Below are 20668 nucleotides of genomic sequence, written 5' to 3'. Positions count from 1 at the left end.
CATGCTAAATGCAATTAAGAAAAACGGCCTTGTACTCGCTATTTTTGCGTGCGCTTCGACAGGTTTGGTGGCGGTAACTCACTACCTGACCAAAGATCAGATCAAGCAGCAAGAACAGGCTCAGTTACTGTCTGTACTTAACCAAGTGATCCCGCATGACCTGCACGACAATGAGCTGTTTTCAGCCTGTACTCTGGTTCAAGCAGAAGAACTGGGGACTGAGCAAGCGATGCCAGCTTATATTGCTACACTCAACGGTGAACCTAGCGCGATTGCGATTGAAGCCATCGCACCTGATGGCTACAACGGTGCAATCAAAGTGATTGTAGGAATGGAAATTGACGGTACTATTTTGGGCACTCGTGTTCTTTCTCACCGCGAAACACCAGGGCTTGGCGATAAGATTGACCTTCGAGTTACGGATTGGATACTCTCATTTTCGGGTAAACAAGTAACCGAGTCGAATCTTGATCGTTGGAAAGTTCGTAAAGATGGTGGTGACTTCGACCAGTTTACCGGTGCAACCATTACGCCAAGAGCCGTCGTTAAATCAGTGAAACAAGCGGTTCAGTACGTTAACCAAAACAACCAAGCATTGCTTGCTCAACCTCTAAATTGTGGTGGTGAATAATGAGTGACCATAAAACACTAATTAAAAATGGCATGTGGGCCAACAACCCTGCCCTAGTGCAACTTCTTGGCTTATGTCCGCTGTTAGCTGTCTCTTCGACTGTGACTAACGCTCTTGGATTAGGTATCGCTACCTTGCTTGTATTAGTCGGTTCGAACGTTTGTGTCTCTTTGGTGCGTAACCATGTACCAAAAGAAGTTCGAATCCCAGTATTCGTGATGATCATCGCTTCACTGGTAACCTGTGTTCAACTTCTGATGAATGCCTACGCGTACGGACTTTACCTATCTTTGGGTATCTTCATACCACTGATCGTAACCAACTGTATCATCATTGGCCGAGCGGAAGCCTTCGCTTCAAAAAATGCAGTGTTACCTGCTGCTCAAGATGGTTTCTGGATGGGCCTTGGCATGACATCAGTGCTGGTTGTATTAGGTGCGATGCGTGAGGTTATTGGTAACGGAACCTTGTTTGATGGTGCAGACCTGCTACTTGGTGACTGGGCTTCAGTGTTACGAATCCAGATATTCCAATTTGATAACAGCTTCTTGTTAGCTCTACTTCCACCAGGTGCCTTTATTGGTGTGGGTTTCTTGATTGCTTTGAAAAACATCATCGACAACCAAGTAAAATCTAGACAGCCAAAGCAAGAAAAACCAGCCATTGAACGCGCTCGCGTTACCAATGCCTGATAAGTTACTGTAACTTAAAACCCTGCTGAGTAGCTCAACCGCTCAGCAGATATAGATTGACCAAGTACACATAATAATGACGCTCATAAGAGCGCGTAACCGATGATAAAGCCTGAGTTTTACCGAACTTGTTATATAGAAACTAGTTAATTCAAGTTAACGATACTCAAGCCCTAACTATTTGAAAGTAATGTCGCTATGAATAATGTAAAACGAGTAGAAATACTTGAGCGTTTAAGAGAAAACAACCCAAAGCCCGAGACTGAGCTTAACTGGAATAGCCCTTTCGAGTTGCTGATTGCCGTGCTCTTATCTGCACAAGCAACCGATGTCAGCGTCAACAAAGCCACTGATAAGCTTTACCCAGTCGCCAACACTCCACAGTCTATCTTCGACCTAGGCGTTGACGGCTTAAAAGAGTACATCAAGACTATCGGCCTGTTTAATTCGAAAGCTGAAAACACGATTAAAACGTGTCGTATGCTACTTGACCTACACAATGGTGGAGTTCCGGAAGATCGCGCGGCATTAGAAGCCCTTCCCGGTGTTGGACGAAAAACAGCAAACGTAGTATTGAACACAGCCTTTGGTTGGCCAACCATTGCCGTTGATACTCACATCTACCGTGTATCAAACCGCACTAAGTTAGCGATGGGTAAAACGGTCGACGATGTCGAACAAAAGCTATTAAAAGTCATCCCAAAAGAATTCAAACTAGACGTCCACCATTGGCTTATTCTTCATGGGCGTTACACCTGTGTGGCGCGTAAACCGCGTTGTGGCAGCTGTATCATTGAAGATTTGTGCGAGTTCAAGGAAAAAACAGACGTCTAAGCTCATAAACTCTAAACCCTAAGCTCTAAGCTCTAAGCTAAGAAGTTAAGAAGTTAAGAACTAAAAGCTAAACATCGCCGCGGTTTTTAAGCGGTATAAGACAAGAATTACAAAAACGTACACATAGTTAATGCTAGGAGCAAATCATGTCAAACGGTCGTCTTTTACACACCATGCTACGAGTTGGTGATCTAGATAAATCTATTGAGTTCTACACCAACGTAATGGGCATGCAGCTGTTACGTAAGAACGAAAATAAAGAGTACGAATACACACTGGCTTTCGTTGGCTTTGGTGACGAATCTCAAGGTGCAGTGATTGAGCTGACTTACAACTGGGGTACGACTGAATATGACCTTGGCTCAGCTTTTGGCCACGTCGCTATCGGTGTTGATGACATCTACACAACGTGTGACGCGATTAAAGCCGCTGGCGGTAACGTGACTCGTGAAGCTGGCCCAGTAAAAGGCGGTTCAACTCATATCGCATTCGTAAAAGACCCTGACGGCTACATGATTGAACTTATTCAGAACAAGCAAGCAAGTGCAGGACTAGAAGGTTAATTGCTAACCACTACAATGCTAGGCTTTTAAAGCAAAAGCCAAACCAATTAACAAAAGAAGCGAGCACTATGCTCGCTTCTTTTTTATCAATCCATTCATAATGGATATTCTTTACTAAGTATTATTCACAATCTCATCGATGAAACTTTACATGATAATGATTATCATTTAAATTAACCACCTATTGATTAGTGAGGTAATACAATGATTAGCGAATGGGAAAAACACACGTTACTTGCCGATACTGCATTGCAGCTCGACGATCCTGTACGAAGTATTCTTCACTATCAGCAAGCACTAAACTTAAGCGAAGAAATTACTGAACGCACCGATATTCAGGCCGATGAACGCTTACTGATTTCGGTTATCTCTTGCCACAATCTCGCACAGTTTTGGCGTTGGGCGGGCGATACTGACTATGAACTCAAGTACCTTCAGCTTGCTTCAGAAAAAGTACTGACACTGATTCCGCAGTGCCCGAATACACAATGCTCCAGCTTTATAGATTCTATTGGTTGCTGCAAGAAGGCCCTTATCGATTTCATGAAACGCCATCCAAACCCTAAAATTGCCTCTATGGTGGAAAAAATCGATACCGCGACTAACTGTGAAATGATTGCGCGTTTCCGCTTGAATTAATGGTTGTCTTGAATAACCACATCAGACCAAAATCGACATATTATCCAAAAAAAATGCCCGTCACGTAGATGGGCATTTTTATCTTTATCTTTATCTTTATCTTTATCTTTATCTAGACAAGCTATTCAGCTCAAACCTGCGTGCGACCTAAAGAGATCACAACACGTCGGTTTTTGTCTTTACCAATTGGCGAGTTGTTGTCGGCAATTGGGCGACGCTTACCATAGCCTTGCACTTGAATGCGGTCTTCCGGCAAACCCAATGACTTAAAGTATTCTCTTAACGATTCCGCTCTTCGTTCTGACAGGTTCTGACTAATGCCTTTGCTGTCGGCAGAGTCGGTATACGTTGCCACTAACACAAGATCGATATCTTGGTTGTAGCGAACATAATCAGCAATCTGGCTTAGCCTGTTACGCGACGACTTGTTCAACTGATCGCTGTTACGATCGTAGTGCAAAATAGTAAAAGAGATATCTTCAAAGCTGTAAGGCAACAAATTGGCGATACAGTCACTAAACACATTGTACTTCTCTTGGAATAGCACCGACGACAACGACACTGCAATACGCTGATCTCGGCTCTGCCACTCTTGGTAACTGAATGTCGGGTAGCGCCCCTTCTCCAGTTCGCTCAAGATCCCCCAAGCTGTTTGACCACCTACATAGCCGTCAAATTGTTGGAAGAATTTGATGGTTGTCATACGATCAGCACTTTCGCCCGGGCGCCAAGGTGGCGGCATAGAGATCAAGCTTACATTACGTGTCGCCCCCATTGGGCGACGCATTTTGAGCTCAAAGTCCAAAATGATTTTTTTGCTCGCACGAGATGAGAACTCAGCATCACCGAAATTTGGGATCGGATGAACTAAACGACATTCGAGTGGTGTATTGGCCACCATCTCCCATGTCGACTGTTGAGGAGATGCTCCGTAACGCTTTTCTTGTGCCAATACCGATGACGACATAAGTAGCGAAAATAGCATTGAACCTGTTATGAGTTGTTTCTTCATAAAGTGGAGTATCTCTTAAGCAATTCGTTTAACAATGCAGCCAATTGCCGCATATTTCTATCGAGTTTAAATATGCAAATATCAAGCCGCAATAGGATAGCTAATTTACTAATTATTGCCGTTCCCTAGTTTTTATCACTGCTATTATCTGCAATAATGCAGCCCTAATCACACTTATTTGGGCTAACATGACTGTAGAAAACGAAGCTCTGACCCTAAAAAAACGCTTTCGCGGCTATTTCCCAGTGGTCATCGACGTGGAAACCGCAGGGTTTAACGCAGAAACCGATGCATTATTAGAGATCTGTGCCATTACATTAAAAATGGATGAGAACGGAGATCTGCACCCTGCATCAACGCTTCATTTTCACATTGAACCTTTTGAAGGCGCAAATATAGAGCAGGCAGCATTAGACTTTAACGGAATTAAAGACCCATTTAGCCCATTACGTGGTGCTGTGTCGGAACAAGAAGCCCTTAAAGAAATCTACAAGCTAGTGAGAAAAGAACAAAAAGCTTCAGATTGCAGTCGTGCAATCATGGTCGCTCACAATGCTACATTCGATTTAAACTTCGTAAATGCAGCAAGTGAGCGTTGTAAGCTTAAACGCGTCCCTTTCCATCCATTTGCAACTTTTGACACTGCAGCTCTTAGTGGTCTTGCCTACGGTCAAACCGTTTTGGCTAAAGCTTGCCGCACTGCAGGGATGGAATTTGACAACAAAGAAGCACACTCTGCTTTATATGATACGCAAAAAACCACAGAGTTATTTTGCGGCATAGTAAACAAATGGAAAGCCCTTGGTGGTTGGCCTCTTGTTGACGAAGAATAAAAATAGAGTCGGTAAACGTTCGCTCGTATTGCCTTCATAAAAAACACAACATCTCGAGAATAATATGAATCCTGTTGTAATTTCAGTTTGCATCATGCTTGTTTTAGCATTGATGCGCGTAAACGTTGTCGTGGCTCTCACGTTCAGTGCAATTATCGGTGGCGTAGCCTCTGGTATGAGTGTGAACGACGCAGTAGCGGCTTTCGAAAGTGGATTAGGTGGCGGTGCAACTATCGCTCTTAGTTATGCAATGCTTGGTACTTTTGCTGTTGCTATCTCTCGATCTGGTATTACAGATCTGCTTGCTCAAAGCGTTATTAAGCGTATTCATGGCAAAGAGAACAGTGCGGCATCAAATGGTCTTAAATACGGCATCCTAGCGTCTTTGATCTTAGTGACCATGTCTTCACAAAACGTGATTCCTGTACATATCGCCTTCATCCCAATCTTAATCCCACCTCTACTTGGCGTATTCGCAAAAATGAACCTAGACCGCCGTCTAGTTGCGTGTGTACTGACTTTTGGTTTGATTACCCCTTACATGGTATTACCGATCGGTTTTGGCGGTATCTTCTTAAACAACATCCTGCTTAAAAATCTTCATGACAACGGTCTTGAAAATGTTGTAGCAAGCCAAGTACCAATGGCGATGTTATTACCTGCAGCAGGTATGATCTTCGGTCTTCTTACGGCGGTGTTCTTTACTTATCGTAAACCGCGCCAATACAAAGAAACGTCACATACTGTTGTTTCTACAGAACTCAAAGAAATCAACAAGAAGCACATCCTAGTGGCTGGTGTTGGTATTGTTGCAGCACTTACGGTTCAACTATCGACGGGCTCGATGATCATCGGTGCACTCGCTGGCTTCATGGTATTTACCTTCGGTGGTGTGATTGCTTGGAAAGAGACACACGATGTCTTCACTAAGGGCGTTCACATGATGGCAATGATCGGCTTCATCATGATTGCAGCAGCAGGTTTTGCAGCAGTAATGAAGCAAACGGGTGGCGTTGAGTCTCTAGTTGAAGCACTTTCAACAAGCATCGGCGACAATAAACCTCTAGCGGCTCTGCTTATGCTAATCGTTGGTCTGTTGGTAACAATGGGTATTGGTTCTTCGTTCTCGACGATTCCAATCCTTGCGACTATCTACGTTCCACTAGCCGCAGCGTTTGGTTTCTCACCAATGGCGACTATCGCACTAGTTGGTACAGCAGCAGCGTTAGGTGACGCGGGTTCTCCGGCTTCTGACTCAACATTAGGTCCAACATCGGGTCTTAATGCTGATGGTCAACACGAGCACGTATGGGAAACCGTAGTACCAACGTTCTTGCACTACAACATTCCACTGATTGTATTCGGTTGGATTGCTGCAATGACGCTGTAGTCAAAGACTTAAAGAATCTGTTCGCTAGTAAGTGCTAGCTTTCAATTGGATAGATATTCAATTAAAAAATTAGCACTTACAAAAAAGGCCGTTATCTCTCGGTTACTACTAAGAATTAGTTGATGACTAAGTACTTAGAGTAAGACACGGAGATAACGGCCTTTTCGATCGTATTAAGGCGGCAATTAACCTTGCGTTAAGCTCGCCTCTAAGACATTTCGAACTGAGTGTAATGTCGCTTCAGTCGACTGGTAATCGAGCTCGACTTCAGTGAAGATGCCATTGACCTCAAGCATTAAAGTCGGGTAAGAGTGCACACCAATTGCTTCTTTAAAGCCTAACTGGTCATCTAATTCACTTTCCAATAATTTGCTAGAAAGGTCATTTTCAAATTGTTGTACGTTCATACCTAACTCTTCAGCTAACTGCAAATGAGTCTCTTGGCTATGTGGCAACATCGCACGAAGGTAATATGCATGTTGAATCGCTTCAAGCATCGCTTCATAGTGATCTTGAAAACCAGCGGCTATCACAGCGCGACATGCAGGATAAGTACTGCGAACAGGCTGACACTCGGTCCAAAATTCATGGTTGAACTCAGTACCTAGCTTTGCTTCGATCTGCTTCCAGATAGCTTGAAGCTTACCTTTCATTTCTTCAGACATCGGCTCGTCTGAATCTGGAGCTAAACCACCAACAACATAGTTAAACTCAATACTTGCTGGTAATTGTTGTTTTAACAACTCTAGCGTTGGCTTGTATCCCCAACACCAGCTGCACATTGGGTCATGTACATAATGAAGTTTTACGTTCATTGTTCATTCCTTATCGAGTCAATTGTTCAAACAAAAAAGGAGCCTAATTAAGGCCCCTCATTTTATCTATTCAAGCGTAAAAGCTAGAACTTATTCAGCGTCATCGCCAGCAACTTTAGCCGCTGCTTCTTTAACGATTGGCTGAAGTTCGCCTTTTTGGAACATCTCAAGAATGATGTCACAACCACCGATTAGCTCACCGTCAACCCAAAGTTGTGGGAACGTTGGCCATTGTGCGTAAGCTGGAAGCTCTGCACGGATGTCAGGGTTTTGTAGGATATCTACGTAAGCAAATTTTTCGCCACACGCCATTAGTGCTTGAGATGCTTGAGAAGAAAAACCACAGCTTGGCAGCTTAGGAGAACCTTTCATGTAAAGTAGAATGGTGTTTTCTTCAATTTGCTGTTTGATTTTATCGATAGTTTCCATTGCTTCCTCGTTAATGGATTACGGCTTTTATTGCCTTTATTCTACCCCAAACCAAAAGAATAAAAACCATATAAAAAAAGCGGTTTACGAGCTAAGCTAACAATTCACACAAAAGTGATGAAATAAGCTTTTAATAAAGTAAAAACTTGCTAAACTATATCGCAAGTCAGCAAATTGACCGTGGTTGGCCGCATAGCGAACCATGAATAATAATATCACTGGAAGCAATCGAAAGAGTTAACTCTTTCATATCAATGGAGAATTGAGCAATGGCATTTGAACTACCGGCTCTTCCTTACGCGAAAGACGCGCTGGAACCACACATCTCAGCTGAAACGCTAGATTTCCACCACGGTAAGCACCACAACACTTACGTTGTTAAGCTAAACGGTCTTATCCCAGGTACTGAGTTTGAAGGCAAAACACTAGAAGAAATCGTTAAGACTTCTACTGGTGGTGTTTTCAATAACGCTGCTCAAATCTGGAACCACACGTTCTACTGGCACTGTCTTGCTCCTAAAGCAGGCGGCGAACCAACGGGCGCTGTTGCAGAAGCTATCAACGCTGCATTCGGTTCTTTCGAAGAGTTCAAAGCGAAATTCACTGATTCAGCAATCAACAACTTCGGTTCTTCTTGGACTTGGTTAGTGAAGAAAGCTGACGGTTCTCTAGACATCGTTAACACTTCTAACGCTGCTACTCCTCTAACAGAAGAAGGTGTTACTCCACTTCTAACTGTTGACCTATGGGAACACGCTTACTACATCGATTTCCGCAATGTTCGCCCTGACTACATGGCTGCATTCTGGAACTTAGTAAACTGGTCTTTCGTAGAAGAGAACCTAGCTAAGTAATCATTTACTTATGCTGCGCTATTTATAGCGAGTGACTTATTGAAAGCTCATGCCTCGGCGTGAGCTTTTTTGTATCTACCATATTTAGTCTTTAGTCTTTAGTCTTTAGTCTTGCAACATTGAAAATCAAGCCGGTTAATAAAGCGTGCTTTTCAACCGATATCACCGTTTTTCCCTAGTCTAAAAAAATCCCCATATCAGCGCCGCGTAAATTCTCTACTTGCCTGTAATTAAACACTAAAGTTTGCCGACTCCATGCCGTTAAAGGTGTATCAAATGAGAGGCGACATGCAAATACACACTTTAGACAAAGCAGGAATCATCAACGAACTTAAGTTCGGCATCGGGATCAGCCAAGCGGTTGAGCAAGGTCGCCGTGCAGATTTCGCGTTGCTGTTATCTATGTTTTCTAATGATGTTCGCGATTGTACTCCTATAGACACTATCGAAGTCACTGAAACGACTGAAGATCGTCTACGCGAGCAATTCGGTGTAGCTGAACCTCAACCTCTACGTTCAGATCAATCCTCTTACGAGATTTCTGCGCAGCAGTCGAATTACTTTCATCAAGCCAGTCTTGCTAGCGCAAAGCTAAGCCATTACTTAAAACCAGAAGCACTGGCTTTTATGCCTGAAGATACGGCCGATTTCCCTGAAGAAGTTTATCAAAACCTATCTGGTCACGACCGACGTAAACTGGCAAATAAACATTTACCTGATTTGCCTCATGCCACCCTCTATAACGAGCTCTCTACAGCCCAACGTCAGTATCAGATTCAAGCTCAAGTATAGTCGTCACCTGTCTTCTCTCACATTTGCTACCCTCTCTCACTTATATGGCCAGAATCATTGATCTGAATTATATGAACCACCAGCCTTAGGCATGCTTGAAATACGAGTTGTCGATTACTACTTGAAGTTACTACAAAATGTGAGCTGCCACTAAGTTCATAAAAACTTATTAATTGGCACGCCTTAGTTTGAACCAATTCACACCGACTGTATAAAATTTAACCCATCCTTAAGCGACATTGACTCTTTTCTTAGGTGCATGGATGGAAATTAAAAGCTCAATCATATTGGTGACATCAGCAGGCTCGCGCTTGGGAGGAACGATTGCGAACCACTTTGTTAACCTTGGAGCTACCGTTGTCCTTTGTGATAAAGACTCTACTGCACTTCAAGAAACTTATACCCAATGTTCTCGATTCTCTGATTCCGTCTACCGTTACACGCTCGAAGGTAATCATAATCAAGCCATATTAGCGGTCTTCGATTTTATCCAGCACACCTTCAACACTACGCCGGATGTATTGGTGAATAACTGGATCAGCGCTCCAATGCCTAGTCTGATTGGCGACCAACCCGTCAGCAGTTTTATTGATGACCTCTCTTCTAAGGCCTCTACCCTTTTCGCTTTCGGCCAGATAAGTGCTGAGCGATTAAGAGAAGAGGATAAAGAAGGAGTGATCGTCAATGTGATCTCTCACGAAGACTTTAATGATGTGTCAGGTTTGGAGAGTGCCAACTCAATGATTACCGGTTTTACCCATAGTTGGGCTAAGGAACTCACTCCATTCGGGATACGAGTTGGTGGAGTTGTTCCTGCCGTTCATAATGCAGACGGTAAACTCAACCGATGTCACTGGGCTCAACTACAAGACGAACTGACCAGAACAACCGAATACATCATTTCTAATGATTACTTTAGTGGGCGGGTCGTGGCGGCTGAAGTATAGATCCTTTTTACTTTATTACTTTTTAATTCCTTAGCTTGTTAGACCTAGCCTAACCGCAAAAACAAAAAAAGCCCCAGTCTCTCGACTGGGGCTTTGTTCTTTTCCCGATTAGATAAGGTTCGTGCTAGCGAAAACTTATCTCAAAAACTGAATCTTACTTATGCTTCAGATTTTTCTTTTTTAGCTTTTGGTGCTTTTACTTCAGCAGGCTTTTGGTCCGCTTTCTTAAGGATAACTGTAGTACCTTCGAAAGTTTCGCCTTCAACGTAAGGAGTACCGAAGTAAGAAGTTGTTAGTACTTCTTTAAGCTCAGTGATTAGAGGGTAACGTGGGTTAGCACCTGTACACTGGTCATCGAACGCTTCAACAGCTAACTCGTCTAGTTTCGCGATGAAATCAGATTCGTTAACACCCGCAGCTTGGATAGACAGTGGGATGTCTAGGTCAAGTTTAAGCTCTTCTAACCAAGTCAGTAGACGTTCAATCTTCTGAGCAGTACGGTCACCAGCTTGGCTTAGGCCTAGGTGGTCAGCAACTTCAGCGTAACGACGACGTGCTTGTGGACGGTCGTACTGAGAGAATGCAGTTTGCTTAGTTGGGTTGTCGTTCGCGTTGTAACGTACAGTGTTAGAAATCAACAATGCGTTCGCAAGGCCGTGTGGTAGGTGGAACTCAGCACCAAGTTTGTGAGCCATTGAGTGACACACACCTAGGAATGCGTTCGCAAATGCTACACCAGCGATAGTTGCTGCGTTGTGTACTTTTTCACGAGCGATTGGGTCAGCTGCACCATTTTTGTAGCTTGATGGCAGGTATTCTTTAAGCATCTTAAGAGCTTGAAGCGCTTGACCGTCTGAGTACTCGTTCGCAAGAACCGATACGTAAGCTTCAAGAGCGTGAGTTACTGCATCGTAACCACCGAACGCTGTTAGAGACTTAGGCATGTTCATTACTAAGTTCGCATCAACGATAGCCATGTTTGGCGTGATTTCGTAATCAGCTAGTGGGTACTTAGCACCAGTCTTGTCGTCTGTAACAACAGCGAATGGAGTAACTTCTGAACCAGTACCTGAAGTTGTAGTGATACATACAAGCTCAGCTTTTTGACCCATTTTAGGGAACTTGTAGATACGTTTACGGATGTCCATAAAGCGCATTGCTAGTTCTTCGAAGTGAGTTTCTGGGTGCTCGTACATAACCCACATGATCTTAGCAGCATCCATTGGAGAACCGCCACCTAGAGCAAGGATTACGTCAGGTTGGAAGCTCTTCATTGCTTCAGCGCCTTTCTCAACAACAGATAGTGTTGGATCCGCTTCTACGTCGAAGAAAGTTTGAACTTCGATGCCTTGTGCTTTAAGCAGGCTAACTACGTCATCTGCGTAACCGTTGTTGAATAGGAAACGGTCAGTTACTAGGAATGCGCGTTTCTTACCTTCTAGGTCGCCAAGAGCGATTGGAAGGCTACCACGACGGAAGTAGATAGACTTAGGTAGTTTGTGCCACAACATATTTTCAGCTCGCTTCGCTACAGTTTTCTTGTTGATAAGGTGCTTAGGACCTACGTTCTCAGAGATAGAGTTACCACCCCAAGAGCCACAACCAAGAGTTAGAGACGGTGCAACGTTGAAGTTGTACAGGTCACCGATACCACCGTGAGTAGTAGGGATGTTGATTAGGATACGTGCAGTTTTCATCTTGTCACCGAAGTAACGGATGCGGTCTGCATTAATATCTTGGTTAGTGTAAAGACCAGACGTGTGACCGATACCACCAATTTCAACCATTGTTACTGCTTGAGCAACTGCGTTCTCGAAAGAAGACGCGCGGAACATACCTAGAGTTGGAGACAGTTTCTCATGAGCGAATTCGTCGTCGTAAGATACTTCGCCAAGGCCTTCACCAACAAGAATCTTAGTATCAGCAGGAACTTTAACACCCGCCATTTCAGCGATTGCAGTTGCAGGTTGACCAACGATTTTCGCGTTTAGGTTGCCATCGATAAGAAGCACTTTACGAACTTTATCAGCGTCAGATTTGCTTAGTACGTGACCTTTGTGAGATGCGAAACGCTCTTTCACTTCGTCGTATACTTCATCCATTACGATTACAGCTTGCTCAGAGGCACATACTACGCCGTTATCGAATGTTTTAGACATAAGGATAGATGCTACAGCACGTTTAACGTCTGCTGTGTCATCGATAACTACAGGAACGTTACCAGCACCAACGCCGATAGCAGGCTTACCTGAAGAGTATGCTGCTTTAACCATGCCTGGACCACCAGTAGCAAGGATAAGCGCGATACCATCGTGCTTCATAAGCGCGTTAGAAAGCTCTACAGATGGTTGGTCGATCCAACCGATGATGTCTTTTGGAGCGCCCGCTTTTACTGCTGCTTCTAGAACGAGTTTCGCTGCATCGTTTGTAGAATTCTTTGCACGTGGGTGTGGCGAGAAGATGATGCCGTTACGTGTTTTAAGAGAGATTAGAGATTTGAAGATTGCTGTTGAAGTTGGGTTCGTTGTTGGAACGATACCACAGATGATACCTACAGGCTCAGCGATAGTCATTGTGCCTAGGTTGTCATCTTCTTCTAAGATGCCACATGTTTTTTCGTCTTTGTATTTGTTGTAGATAAATTCAGATGCAAAGTGGTTTTTGATAACCTTATCTTCAACAATACCCATTCCAGATTCAGCAACTGCTTGTTGTGCAAGTGGAATACGAGCATGGTTAGCTGCAAGAGAAGCTGCACGGAAGATTGCGTCTACTTTCTCTTGAGAGAATGTAGAGAATTCTTCTTGTGCTGCTTTAACACGTGCTACTAGAGCATCAAGTTCAGCTAAGTTAGTTACAGGCATGGTGGATCTCCTAAAATAATAAATATTAAAAACTTTTTATTAAATGCGCTGCTTGTTTCTAACCTAAATTAACAGCGTTCTTAGTAAATCGCTTTCAGGACTGAGTATATTATTTCACGGTGTGAAAAAAATTGACCCAGATCAGTTACCCAAAAAGAATTAACCAAAAAGTAGTAATGCAATCACAAAATCAACCTTAACATCATGATTTACATAGATTAAAATCACATTTTTCGATAGCGCAAAAAACAAACAAATAGACAAACTTTTTCTACAAAGCGTCACAACTTGTAAAAAAGTTTCATTTTTAGTCCGTTAAATTACATGTATACGGCTGTATTCGTGCTACTGAGAGTATATCCATAGTGTTGCACGGGCTAGATTCTGACATAATTTTTATTAATTTCGTGCGATGGTTAACACTTACTAAATAAGAAATTACAAAATGAAACACTAACAACTAGCTTGCAACAAGGCTTTTTAGAAAGTGAGGTTCAATTAGTTTTTCTAAAAAAAAGCCCCTATTTCACGTTAGTTTTTTTCATTCGTGCAATTTGGAATTGTCACTTACATTACGCATTCTGACTATTAACAGATCAGCACCTCACCCCTAAAAACGCTAACTGGAGACCGCTCTCATGCAAGGCTTAGAACTCGCAATTTTTATGCAATTCTTCCTTGGGCTTGTTGCCGCCGTAAACCCTATCGGCATCATGCCTGTTTTTGTATCTCTTACTGCTCATATGCCACCAGAAGAGAGGAACAGGACAGCCTTACAAGCCAACATTGCTGTTACCGTTATATTAATTGTGTCGCTTATTGCAGGACAAATGCTTCTGGACATGTTCAGCATCTCTCTCGATTCATTCCGTGTTGCAGGTGGACTGCTATTACTGAGCATCGCATTTTCGATGATGAGCGGTAAACTCGGTGAAGATAAGCAGAACAAACAAGAGAAATCTGAATACATTAGCAAAGAGCAAATTGGCGTAGTTCCACTAGCAATGCCTTTAATGGCAGGTCCTGGTGCAATCAGTTCGACCATTGTTTATGGTTCTCGCTACCCAGCCGCCATTGATACCGTAGGAATAGGCCTTAGTATTGTCGCGTTCGCAACGTGCTCTTGGCTTCTGTTTCGCTCTGCGCCCGTCATCGTTCGCTTTCTTGGCCAAACAGGAATTAACGTGATCACGCGTATCATGGGTTTGATTCTTGGCGCGCTAGGTATAGAGTTCATTGCTAACGGACTGCGTAACTTATTCCCTGGGTTAGCATAACGTTTAACTGTATTCTGCCTTTTTGAGATGGCAGTCGGCACAGAATATAATGAGGCGAGTGAAGCGAAATAGGCTTTAACTCGCCTCGTTATTATGAAGCTTGTATAATGACTGTTAAGAACTTTAACAGAAGATGAACCTCTCCTTATGTCACGTCAGCCTCTAAAGCATCATTTATACGTCATTATTTTTGGTACTCACACTCCAGCTGGACGTGCATTCGATATATCACTAATCGTTGCGATTGTGGTTTCACTTATTGTGCTTATCTTAGAGTCAATCCCTAGCGTGATGATCGAATGGTCACAGCAGCTACGTTACATCGAGTACAGCTTCACAGCACTATTCACACTAGAGTACTTATTAAGGCTTTATTGCTCTCCAAAACCGAAGTCTTACGCCACCAGCTTCTATGGTGTTGTTGACCTATTGGCGATTCTTCCGACCTACCTAGCGATCATCTTCCCTGGTGCTTCGTTTATGGGCGTTGTTAGGCTATTACGAGTCATGCGTATCTTCCGAATCCTAAAACTGGTTCGTTACCTACAAGATTCCAATATTTTGTTGCGCTCATTATTAATGGCAAGACGAAAGATACTCATATTCTTTAGCACAGTCGGTATCTTGGTGGTTATCTTCGGCGCTCTGATCTTTGTTATTGAAGGGCCAGAAAATGGCTTCACCAGTATTCCCCACAGTATTTATTGGGCAATCGTAACCATCACGACGGTTGGTTACGGTGACATGATCCCTCAAACCGCACTTGGTAAAGCGATCGCTTCGCTTACTATGCTGTTGGGTTACTCTATCTTAGCGGTACCGACAGGGATTATTACCGCAGAACTAAGCAATGAAATGAACTCACATAAAGAGCTGGTGAAGTGCCCCAACTGTAATCGAGCAGGCCATGATTCTGATGCTATGTATTGCAAACACTGTGCAAGTGAGCTGGCCGATCCTGACAAGCGCGTCGTAGCCAAAGACCCGGACTAAGCATCAAAGCAACTAATGCTCAAAAGTAAATAGGCATCAAAACCAAAAAGCGTCCGATCATCAGACACAAAAAAAGCGCCCTAGGGCGCTTCTTCATTAAATGTTATCAAAGACGAGGCGGTTACGCTTTCTCAGCTAGGATAATGCGTAAAGTACGACGTAATGGCTCTGCTGCGCCCCAAAGCAACTGGTCACCAACCGTAAACGCGTTTAGGAAGTCGTTACCCATAGACATCTTACGCAGACGACCGACTGGTACAGACATCGTGCCGGTTACTTTAGCTGGTGTGAGTTCTTGCGCAGTAATATCACGGTCATTAGGAACCACTTTAACCCAATCGTTATGAGTCGCGATGATCTCTTCGATTTCGTCCATTGGAACGTCTTGCTTAAGCTTAATCGTTAATGCTTGAGCGTGGCAACGCATTGCACCGATTCGAACACAAGTACCATCAATAGGGATTGGTTGACCATCTAGGCCAAGGATCTTGTTCGCTTCAACGCCCGCTTTCCACTCTTCTTTGCTTTGACCATTTTCGCGTTTCACATCGACCCAAGGAATCAACGAGCCCGCAAGAGGTGCTCCAAATTGATCAGTTGGAAATGAAGATGAACGAATGGTGTCTGCCACTTTTTTATCAATATCAAGAATTGAGCTTGAAGGGTTCGCTAACTCAGAGCTAACGCTATCGTTGATAACACCCATTTGTGAAATCAGTTCACGCATGTTCTTAGCACCAGCACCAGATGCTGCTTGATAAGTCATGGCGCTCATCCACTCAATCATGCCTTTCTCATATAGGCCACCCAGAGCCATAAGCATTAAGCTCACAGTACAGTTGCCGCCAACGAAAGTGTTAGTGCCACCGTGGATACCTTGCTGAATCTGAGCCAAGTTAACAGGATCAAGAGTGATGATTGAATCAGCGTCCATACGTAAGGTAGAAGCTGCATCAATCCAGTAACCTTTCCAACCTGCTTGACGCAGTGCTGGGTATACTTTTGATGTGTAGTCGCCACCTTGACAGGTAATCACGGCATCAAGCTGTTTTAGGCTATCAATATCAAAAGCGTCTTGAAGTCGACCCGCATCTTTACCACCTAAAACAGGGGCCGGAATACCAATCTGAGATGTGCTGTAATAAACAGGCTCAATTAGGTCGAAATCTTTCTCTTCAACCATACGTTGCATCAGTACAGAACCAACCATACCGCGCCAACCAACTAGACCTACTCTCATCGCTCACTCTCCATGTATAAATTAAAAATTGCTCTCCCCCATCTATAAGTTTTTCAGAAACAGAACTCAAGTGCTTTTTGTCAAAAAGTGTAACTTTTTCGTTTCTTTTAAGTGAACGCGATGAATCACGCAGTTATCTCTGTTGTTCATTCCGCCGCTTAGTCACTGATAAAACACCTACTATCGCCACATTCACACATTTACGGAGATGAACTGTTTGTTTTTCATACAATTAAAACCTCACCATAACAGTAATTACCACTATTTAACAAAGGTTAACCAGAATAATATTTTACACAACGAAAACAACGTGCGACAGAATTCAACATGTAACAATCATGAATTTAACAAATTTTCAGATTATGAAACCACGATTGATTGATTTAACAGTCAAATATCACAACTTAGACGTATTTTTTCGATATAATAAACTAATTACTGTAGTGTCCGTTTCGTACCACACACTATAACGAAGCACTATAAATGCTCGAAATAACAAGAGGCTTTTATGAAGCAGAGTAAAACTCGTCTACCGAACCTATTGCAGGTATTTATCGCGTTAGGACTATTTCTATCCCTTGCTTTTTCCTTTACTGCAAAGCTTGATCTTCCAATCCAACTTGCCTTGTACATTGGTTGGTTCATTATCATCGCTCTGGGTGTTCGTCTTGGTCACCAATACAAAGACTTAGAAAAAGCAGCACTCAACGGAATATCTAACGGTTTAGGCGCAGTTTTAATACTTTTAGCCGTTGGCGCTCTTGTTGGTACATGGATTTCTGGCGGGATCGTACCTACCATCATTTACTATGGTCTGAAAGCTATCCATCCTTCTATCTTCCTTTTAGCGACGATGATCATCTGTTCTTTAACAGCATTAGCGACTGGTACTTCTTGGGGTGCAGCGGGTACGGCTGGTATTGCAATGATGGGTATCGGCCAAGGTCTAGGTGTTCCAGCACCGATTACTGCAGGTGCAGTACTGTCAGGTTGTTACTTCGGTGACAAGATGTCCCCTCTTTCTGATTCTGTAATCCTTGCTTCATCGATGTCAGGTGTAGAAGTTGTTGAGCACATCAAAGGGATGCTGCCTGTTGCGCTAATCAGCTACGTTATTACTGGCATTATGTTTACCGCGTTCGGTTTCCACTACGCGGGCAACGTTGACATGAGCCAAGTAGACTCTGTAATCAAAGCAATGGAAGTTCAGTTCTACATCACGCCTTACTCTTTTGTTCCGGTACTGATCGTGCTTGGCTTATTAGCTTTCCGCATGCCTTCATTCCCTGTGATTAGCTTTGGTTCTCTGCTAGGTATTATCTGGGCAGTCATGATTCAAGAGATCGATTTCCTAACTGCATTCAACACCGCTTGGGCACCGTTCTCGATTTCATCGGGCGTAGAGTTCATCGATTCAATTCTTAACCGTGGCGGCATGTCTTCAATGCTTGGTTCGGTTGCGGTTATCGTGTTTGGTTTAGGTTTTGGTGGCTTGTTGGATAAAGTCGGCGTACTCGAGACTATCGCTAAAGTGTTCGAACGCCGCGTAAACAGCGCAGGCTCACTAGCAACTAGCACAATTGGTACGGCTTTCATGGGTAACGTATTCGGTTCAGCGATGTACGTATCGTTAATCCTTACGCCAAAAATCTGTGCGAAAAACTACGATCGCTTAGGCTACAAGCGTAAGAACCTTTCTCGTAACGCCGAGTTTGGTGGAACGTTGACTTCAGGTATGGTGCCTTGGAGTGATAACGGGATCTACATGGCAAGCATTCTGGGTGTTGCGACACTGTCTTACGCCCCGTTCATGTGGTTGAGCTTTATCTGTATCATCGTGACCATCGTAACCTCTTATATGGGTTGGTTCGTTGATAAGTGTGAGCCAACAGCACCTGCGCTTCAAACTGAAGATGCGACAGAGTTTACTAAGCAACAAGCGTAAACATAACGTGTAACGAAACAAAAAAGTTAACGATATAAATGCAAAAAAAGAGCGCCCTAGAGCGCTCTTTTTTTATTTATTGGCGGTTCGTTTACCCAACCAATACCCAATTCCTAGCGGTGCAAAGAACACCACTAAGATAAACAAGATGAAGTAGATAATCAGACCTTTGATTAACTCCATCAGCTTATCTATCGCGAGAACAACCACTTCTTGAGAAACGCGGTCGAGGTCTTGAGTGAATAATTCTCTTTCTGATGAAACAATACCTGCAATCTCGATGCGTTCTTTTTCAATCATTTGTACTAGAGCTTCTCTCTCTCGAGTGACCATTTTTTCCAATGCCACACGTTCTTCACTGAGTATATCCAGCTTCTGGTCTGTTTTATCGCTAAGATCATTCAGTAGCGGCTGCATTTCTGTTGACATAATAGAAGCCAGCGTTTGCATGTACTCTGGGTTATTTTCAATAAAGTCCTGCATGCTTGCTGATGTTTGACGAAGGCTTTCCAGCGTCATAGACAAGTCTTCACCCGATAGTGAGCTATTTAAGGCCACGAGCTCCGCTTTCCACGACATAAGTTTTGGTGTTTGATCCGCCATTAAGCTTAAACGATCCGATGCATCGCTCATCGCTTCCGGCATAGTTCCTAAGCTCTGAACGACTTGCAATTCATCTTTACCTAGATAAGTTAACCATTCGCGGTAAGCCGGTGTACTTCTGAACGTGAGATCTTTAAACGGATGGCTCATTGCAAACTGCGTAACGAATTCTTTGCTCTTGCTGAAATCACTGGAGCTCAGTACGCCCTTTGCTAGCTTCTCTGCTTCTTGATCAAGAAAAAGAGCCGTTTCTGCAGCATGATCTGTCGTGAATAGTTCAGCGCCATCACCTAACGTGTAAAACTGATGCATTTGAGCGCTAAACACCCACGAGTCGATTAACGCTGACATAGGTGAAGTTTGGTAAGCGGCTTGCTGTAAGCCCTGTTCTGCATGGATCTTCCAAAGCAGAACATAAGATTGATGTGAAGTATCATCAGCAGGGTAAGATTGCGCGATCAAATCCGCCGAGTCTTCTACTCTCGTAAAAAACATCTTGGCGTATTCACGCGTCATAATTCGAGCGTTCAGCTCTTGTTGAGTGAGAGGTGTAGACTGACTATCTAACTTAACTTCTAATAGAGAACAACCACTTAGCACAACGCTAAGCAACAACACCATCCAACTTCGACTCGAAACCCGTAACATATGAACCCCTGACAAAAACTAAGGGCGCGGATTGTATGAGTACTTCGTCAGAGTAGTGTCAAAATTCCCATTAAAGTTAGTGTCGACTAGCTAAATATTCGTAAGCAGCATCAACAGAAGCTTTTATTGCTAACTCTAATTCTTCTAAATCGTGTTCACTAATGGCTCTAGACTGTTTCATGGTCATTTCTATGCTCGCAGCAATAATGGCCAATCTAGATGCTTTAATACTACCAGCAACACCTTTTAAGCTATGTACGATACGAGCGGCTGAGATTTCATCTTTGACCAACAAAGACTTAAACTTAGTGTAATCATCGGCATGATCTTGTACAAAGACTCCAAGCAATAGCTCCACAGAATCAGCATCACCATCGAGCGTTTCTAACATATCTTCGATATCAATAGCAGGCTTTGAATCCGTCACACTGATGATGTGTTTCTCAGACACTGGTAACTCTTCAAAATTTGTCTGACTTGTGGCACTCGTTGCTAAGACATTTGTTTCTAAATTAGCGCTTGGAGTTGTTAAATTAGCGCTTTGATTTGTTGGATTAGAGCTCTGTTGCGATTGTATATCGGGGTGTTGATTGAATGACGTTTTTTCCTGTACGAAAGAATCGTGAGCAGATTGTTTGGTGGCCGAAGAAGTGGCGTTCTTACTAGA

General features: G+C 43.3%; 19 protein-coding genes and 1 pseudogene. 13 read left to right on the top strand and 7 right to left on the bottom strand.

All coding sequences use genetic code 11. From position 1 onward, the window contains the following. Position 1: 1 nt before the first annotated feature. The 5 genes from rsxG to OCV36_RS04930 all read left to right on the top strand — a co-directional run bounded on the left by rsxG (position 2) and on the right by OCV36_RS04930 (position 3359). Complete coding sequence (gene rsxG, locus OCV36_RS04950; protein ID WP_102552765.1) at positions 2-631, top strand: electron transport complex subunit RsxG; 630 nt, start codon at positions 2-4, stop codon at positions 629-631. Beyond that, positions 631-1323, top strand: a complete 693-nt coding sequence (locus tag OCV36_RS04945) for an electron transport complex subunit E (RefSeq protein WP_017076180.1) — start codon at positions 631-633, stop codon at positions 1321-1323. The genes rsxG and OCV36_RS04945 overlap by 1 nt, the downstream gene beginning before the upstream one ends. Before the next feature lie 198 nt (positions 1324-1521). Beyond that, the gene (nth, locus tag OCV36_RS04940) at positions 1522-2157 is read left to right on the top strand and encodes an endonuclease III (RefSeq protein WP_135454495.1); all 636 of its coding nucleotides are present in this window, start codon (positions 1522-1524) and stop codon (positions 2155-2157) included. A 146-nt stretch (positions 2158-2303) separates the two neighbouring features. Then, on the top strand, positions 2304-2720 hold the full coding sequence (gene gloA / locus OCV36_RS04935) for a lactoylglutathione lyase (protein ID WP_017076182.1): 417 nt from the start codon (positions 2304-2306) through the stop codon (positions 2718-2720). Between the two features lie 204 nt (positions 2721-2924). After that, positions 2925-3359, top strand: coding sequence for a DUF2753 domain-containing protein (locus tag OCV36_RS04930; protein ID WP_017076183.1), 435 nt, complete (start codon positions 2925-2927; stop codon positions 3357-3359). Positions 3360-3489: 130 nt separating this feature from the next. On the opposite strand, the gene motY is transcribed toward OCV36_RS04930, so the two are convergent. After that, positions 3490-4371, bottom strand: coding sequence for a flagellar protein MotY (motY, locus tag OCV36_RS04925; RefSeq protein WP_017076184.1), 882 nt, complete (start codon positions 4369-4371; stop codon positions 3490-3492). 188 nt (positions 4372-4559) lie between these two features. On the opposite strand from motY, the gene rnt reads away from it, so the two are divergent. Together rnt and OCV36_RS04915 are read left to right on the top strand one after the other, a co-directional pair. After that, positions 4560-5204: a ribonuclease T gene (gene rnt, locus OCV36_RS04920; protein ID WP_017061178.1), complete on the top strand. Its 645-nt coding sequence runs from the start codon at positions 4560-4562 to the stop codon at positions 5202-5204. A 64-nt stretch (positions 5205-5268) separates the two neighbouring features. Then, positions 5269-6594 carry a Na+/H+ antiporter family protein gene (locus OCV36_RS04915; protein WP_017076185.1) on the top strand — a complete coding sequence of 442 codons (1326 nt, stop codon included), beginning with the start codon at positions 5269-5271 and terminating at the stop codon, positions 6592-6594. 185 nt (positions 6595-6779) lie between these two features. Here the strand turns inward: OCV36_RS04915 and OCV36_RS04910 are convergent, their stop codons facing one another. Together OCV36_RS04910 and OCV36_RS04905 are read right to left on the bottom strand one after the other, a co-directional pair. Next, entirely contained in the window at positions 6780-7409 is a 630-nt protein-coding gene (locus OCV36_RS04910; protein ID WP_102551930.1) for a DsbA family protein, read from the bottom strand. A gap of 90 nt (positions 7410-7499) precedes the next feature. Then, positions 7500-7838 (bottom strand): Grx4 family monothiol glutaredoxin, encoded by a 339-nt coding sequence (locus tag OCV36_RS04905; protein ID WP_017076187.1) that lies wholly within the window; start codon positions 7836-7838, stop codon positions 7500-7502. 269 nt (positions 7839-8107) lie between these two features. Between OCV36_RS04905 and sodB the strand changes: the two genes are divergently transcribed. The 3 genes from sodB to OCV36_RS04890 all read left to right on the top strand — a co-directional run bounded on the left by sodB (position 8108) and on the right by OCV36_RS04890 (position 10431). Next, the gene (gene sodB, locus OCV36_RS04900) at positions 8108-8692 is read left to right on the top strand and encodes a superoxide dismutase [Fe] (RefSeq protein WP_004734050.1); all 585 of its coding nucleotides are present in this window, start codon (positions 8108-8110) and stop codon (positions 8690-8692) included. A gap of 288 nt (positions 8693-8980) precedes the next feature. Next, positions 8981-9484: a VC2046/SO_2500 family protein gene (locus OCV36_RS04895; RefSeq protein ID WP_261377666.1), complete on the top strand. Its 504-nt coding sequence runs from the start codon at positions 8981-8983 to the stop codon at positions 9482-9484. Between the two features lie 263 nt (positions 9485-9747). Next, complete coding sequence (locus OCV36_RS04890; RefSeq protein ID WP_102551924.1) at positions 9748-10431, top strand: SDR family oxidoreductase; 684 nt, start codon at positions 9748-9750, stop codon at positions 10429-10431. Positions 10432-10589: 158 nt separating this feature from the next. On the opposite strand, the gene adhE is transcribed toward OCV36_RS04890, so the two are convergent. Further along, the gene (gene adhE, locus OCV36_RS04885; RefSeq protein ID WP_017076190.1) at positions 10590-13295 is read right to left on the bottom strand and encodes a bifunctional acetaldehyde-CoA/alcohol dehydrogenase; all 2706 of its coding nucleotides are present in this window, start codon (positions 13293-13295) and stop codon (positions 10590-10592) included. 638 nt (positions 13296-13933) lie between these two features. Between adhE and OCV36_RS04880 the strand changes: the two genes are divergently transcribed. Next, positions 13934-14572, top strand: a complete 639-nt coding sequence (locus tag OCV36_RS04880; RefSeq protein ID WP_017076191.1) for a YchE family NAAT transporter — start codon at positions 13934-13936, stop codon at positions 14570-14572. Positions 14573-14719: 147 nt separating this feature from the next. Next, positions 14720-15565 carry an ion transporter gene (locus OCV36_RS04875; protein ID WP_017076192.1) on the top strand — a complete coding sequence of 282 codons (846 nt, stop codon included), beginning with the start codon at positions 14720-14722 and terminating at the stop codon, positions 15563-15565. Between the two features lie 121 nt (positions 15566-15686). Here the strand turns inward: OCV36_RS04875 and asd are convergent, their stop codons facing one another. After that, positions 15687-16805 carry an aspartate-semialdehyde dehydrogenase gene (asd, locus tag OCV36_RS04870; RefSeq protein WP_135454491.1) on the bottom strand — a complete coding sequence of 373 codons (1119 nt, stop codon included), beginning with the start codon at positions 16803-16805 and terminating at the stop codon, positions 15687-15689. Between the two features lie 508 nt (positions 16806-17313). On the opposite strand from asd, the gene nhaC reads away from it, so the two are divergent. Continuing rightward, on the top strand, positions 17314-18750 hold the full coding sequence (gene nhaC / locus OCV36_RS04865; protein ID WP_102551917.1) for a Na+/H+ antiporter NhaC: 1437 nt from the start codon (positions 17314-17316) through the stop codon (positions 18748-18750). Between the two features lie 72 nt (positions 18751-18822). Here the strand turns inward: nhaC and OCV36_RS04860 are convergent, their stop codons facing one another. Together OCV36_RS04860 and OCV36_RS25525 are read right to left on the bottom strand one after the other, a co-directional pair. Beyond that, entirely contained in the window at positions 18823-20001 is a 1179-nt protein-coding gene (locus tag OCV36_RS04860) for a chemotaxis protein (protein WP_135454489.1), read from the bottom strand. A gap of 76 nt (positions 20002-20077) precedes the next feature. Continuing rightward, positions 20078-20476: pseudogene (locus OCV36_RS25525) on the bottom strand (Hpt domain-containing protein); the annotation flags it as partial. Positions 20477-20668 lie beyond the last annotated feature (192 nt).

The organism is Vibrio echinoideorum (genome assembly GCF_024347455.1).
Classification (GTDB): Bacteria; Pseudomonadota; Gammaproteobacteria; order Enterobacterales; family Vibrionaceae; genus Vibrio; species Vibrio echinoideorum.
Note: the sequence above shows the minus strand (reverse complement) of the source record. Positions and strands in the feature narration are given on the sequence as shown.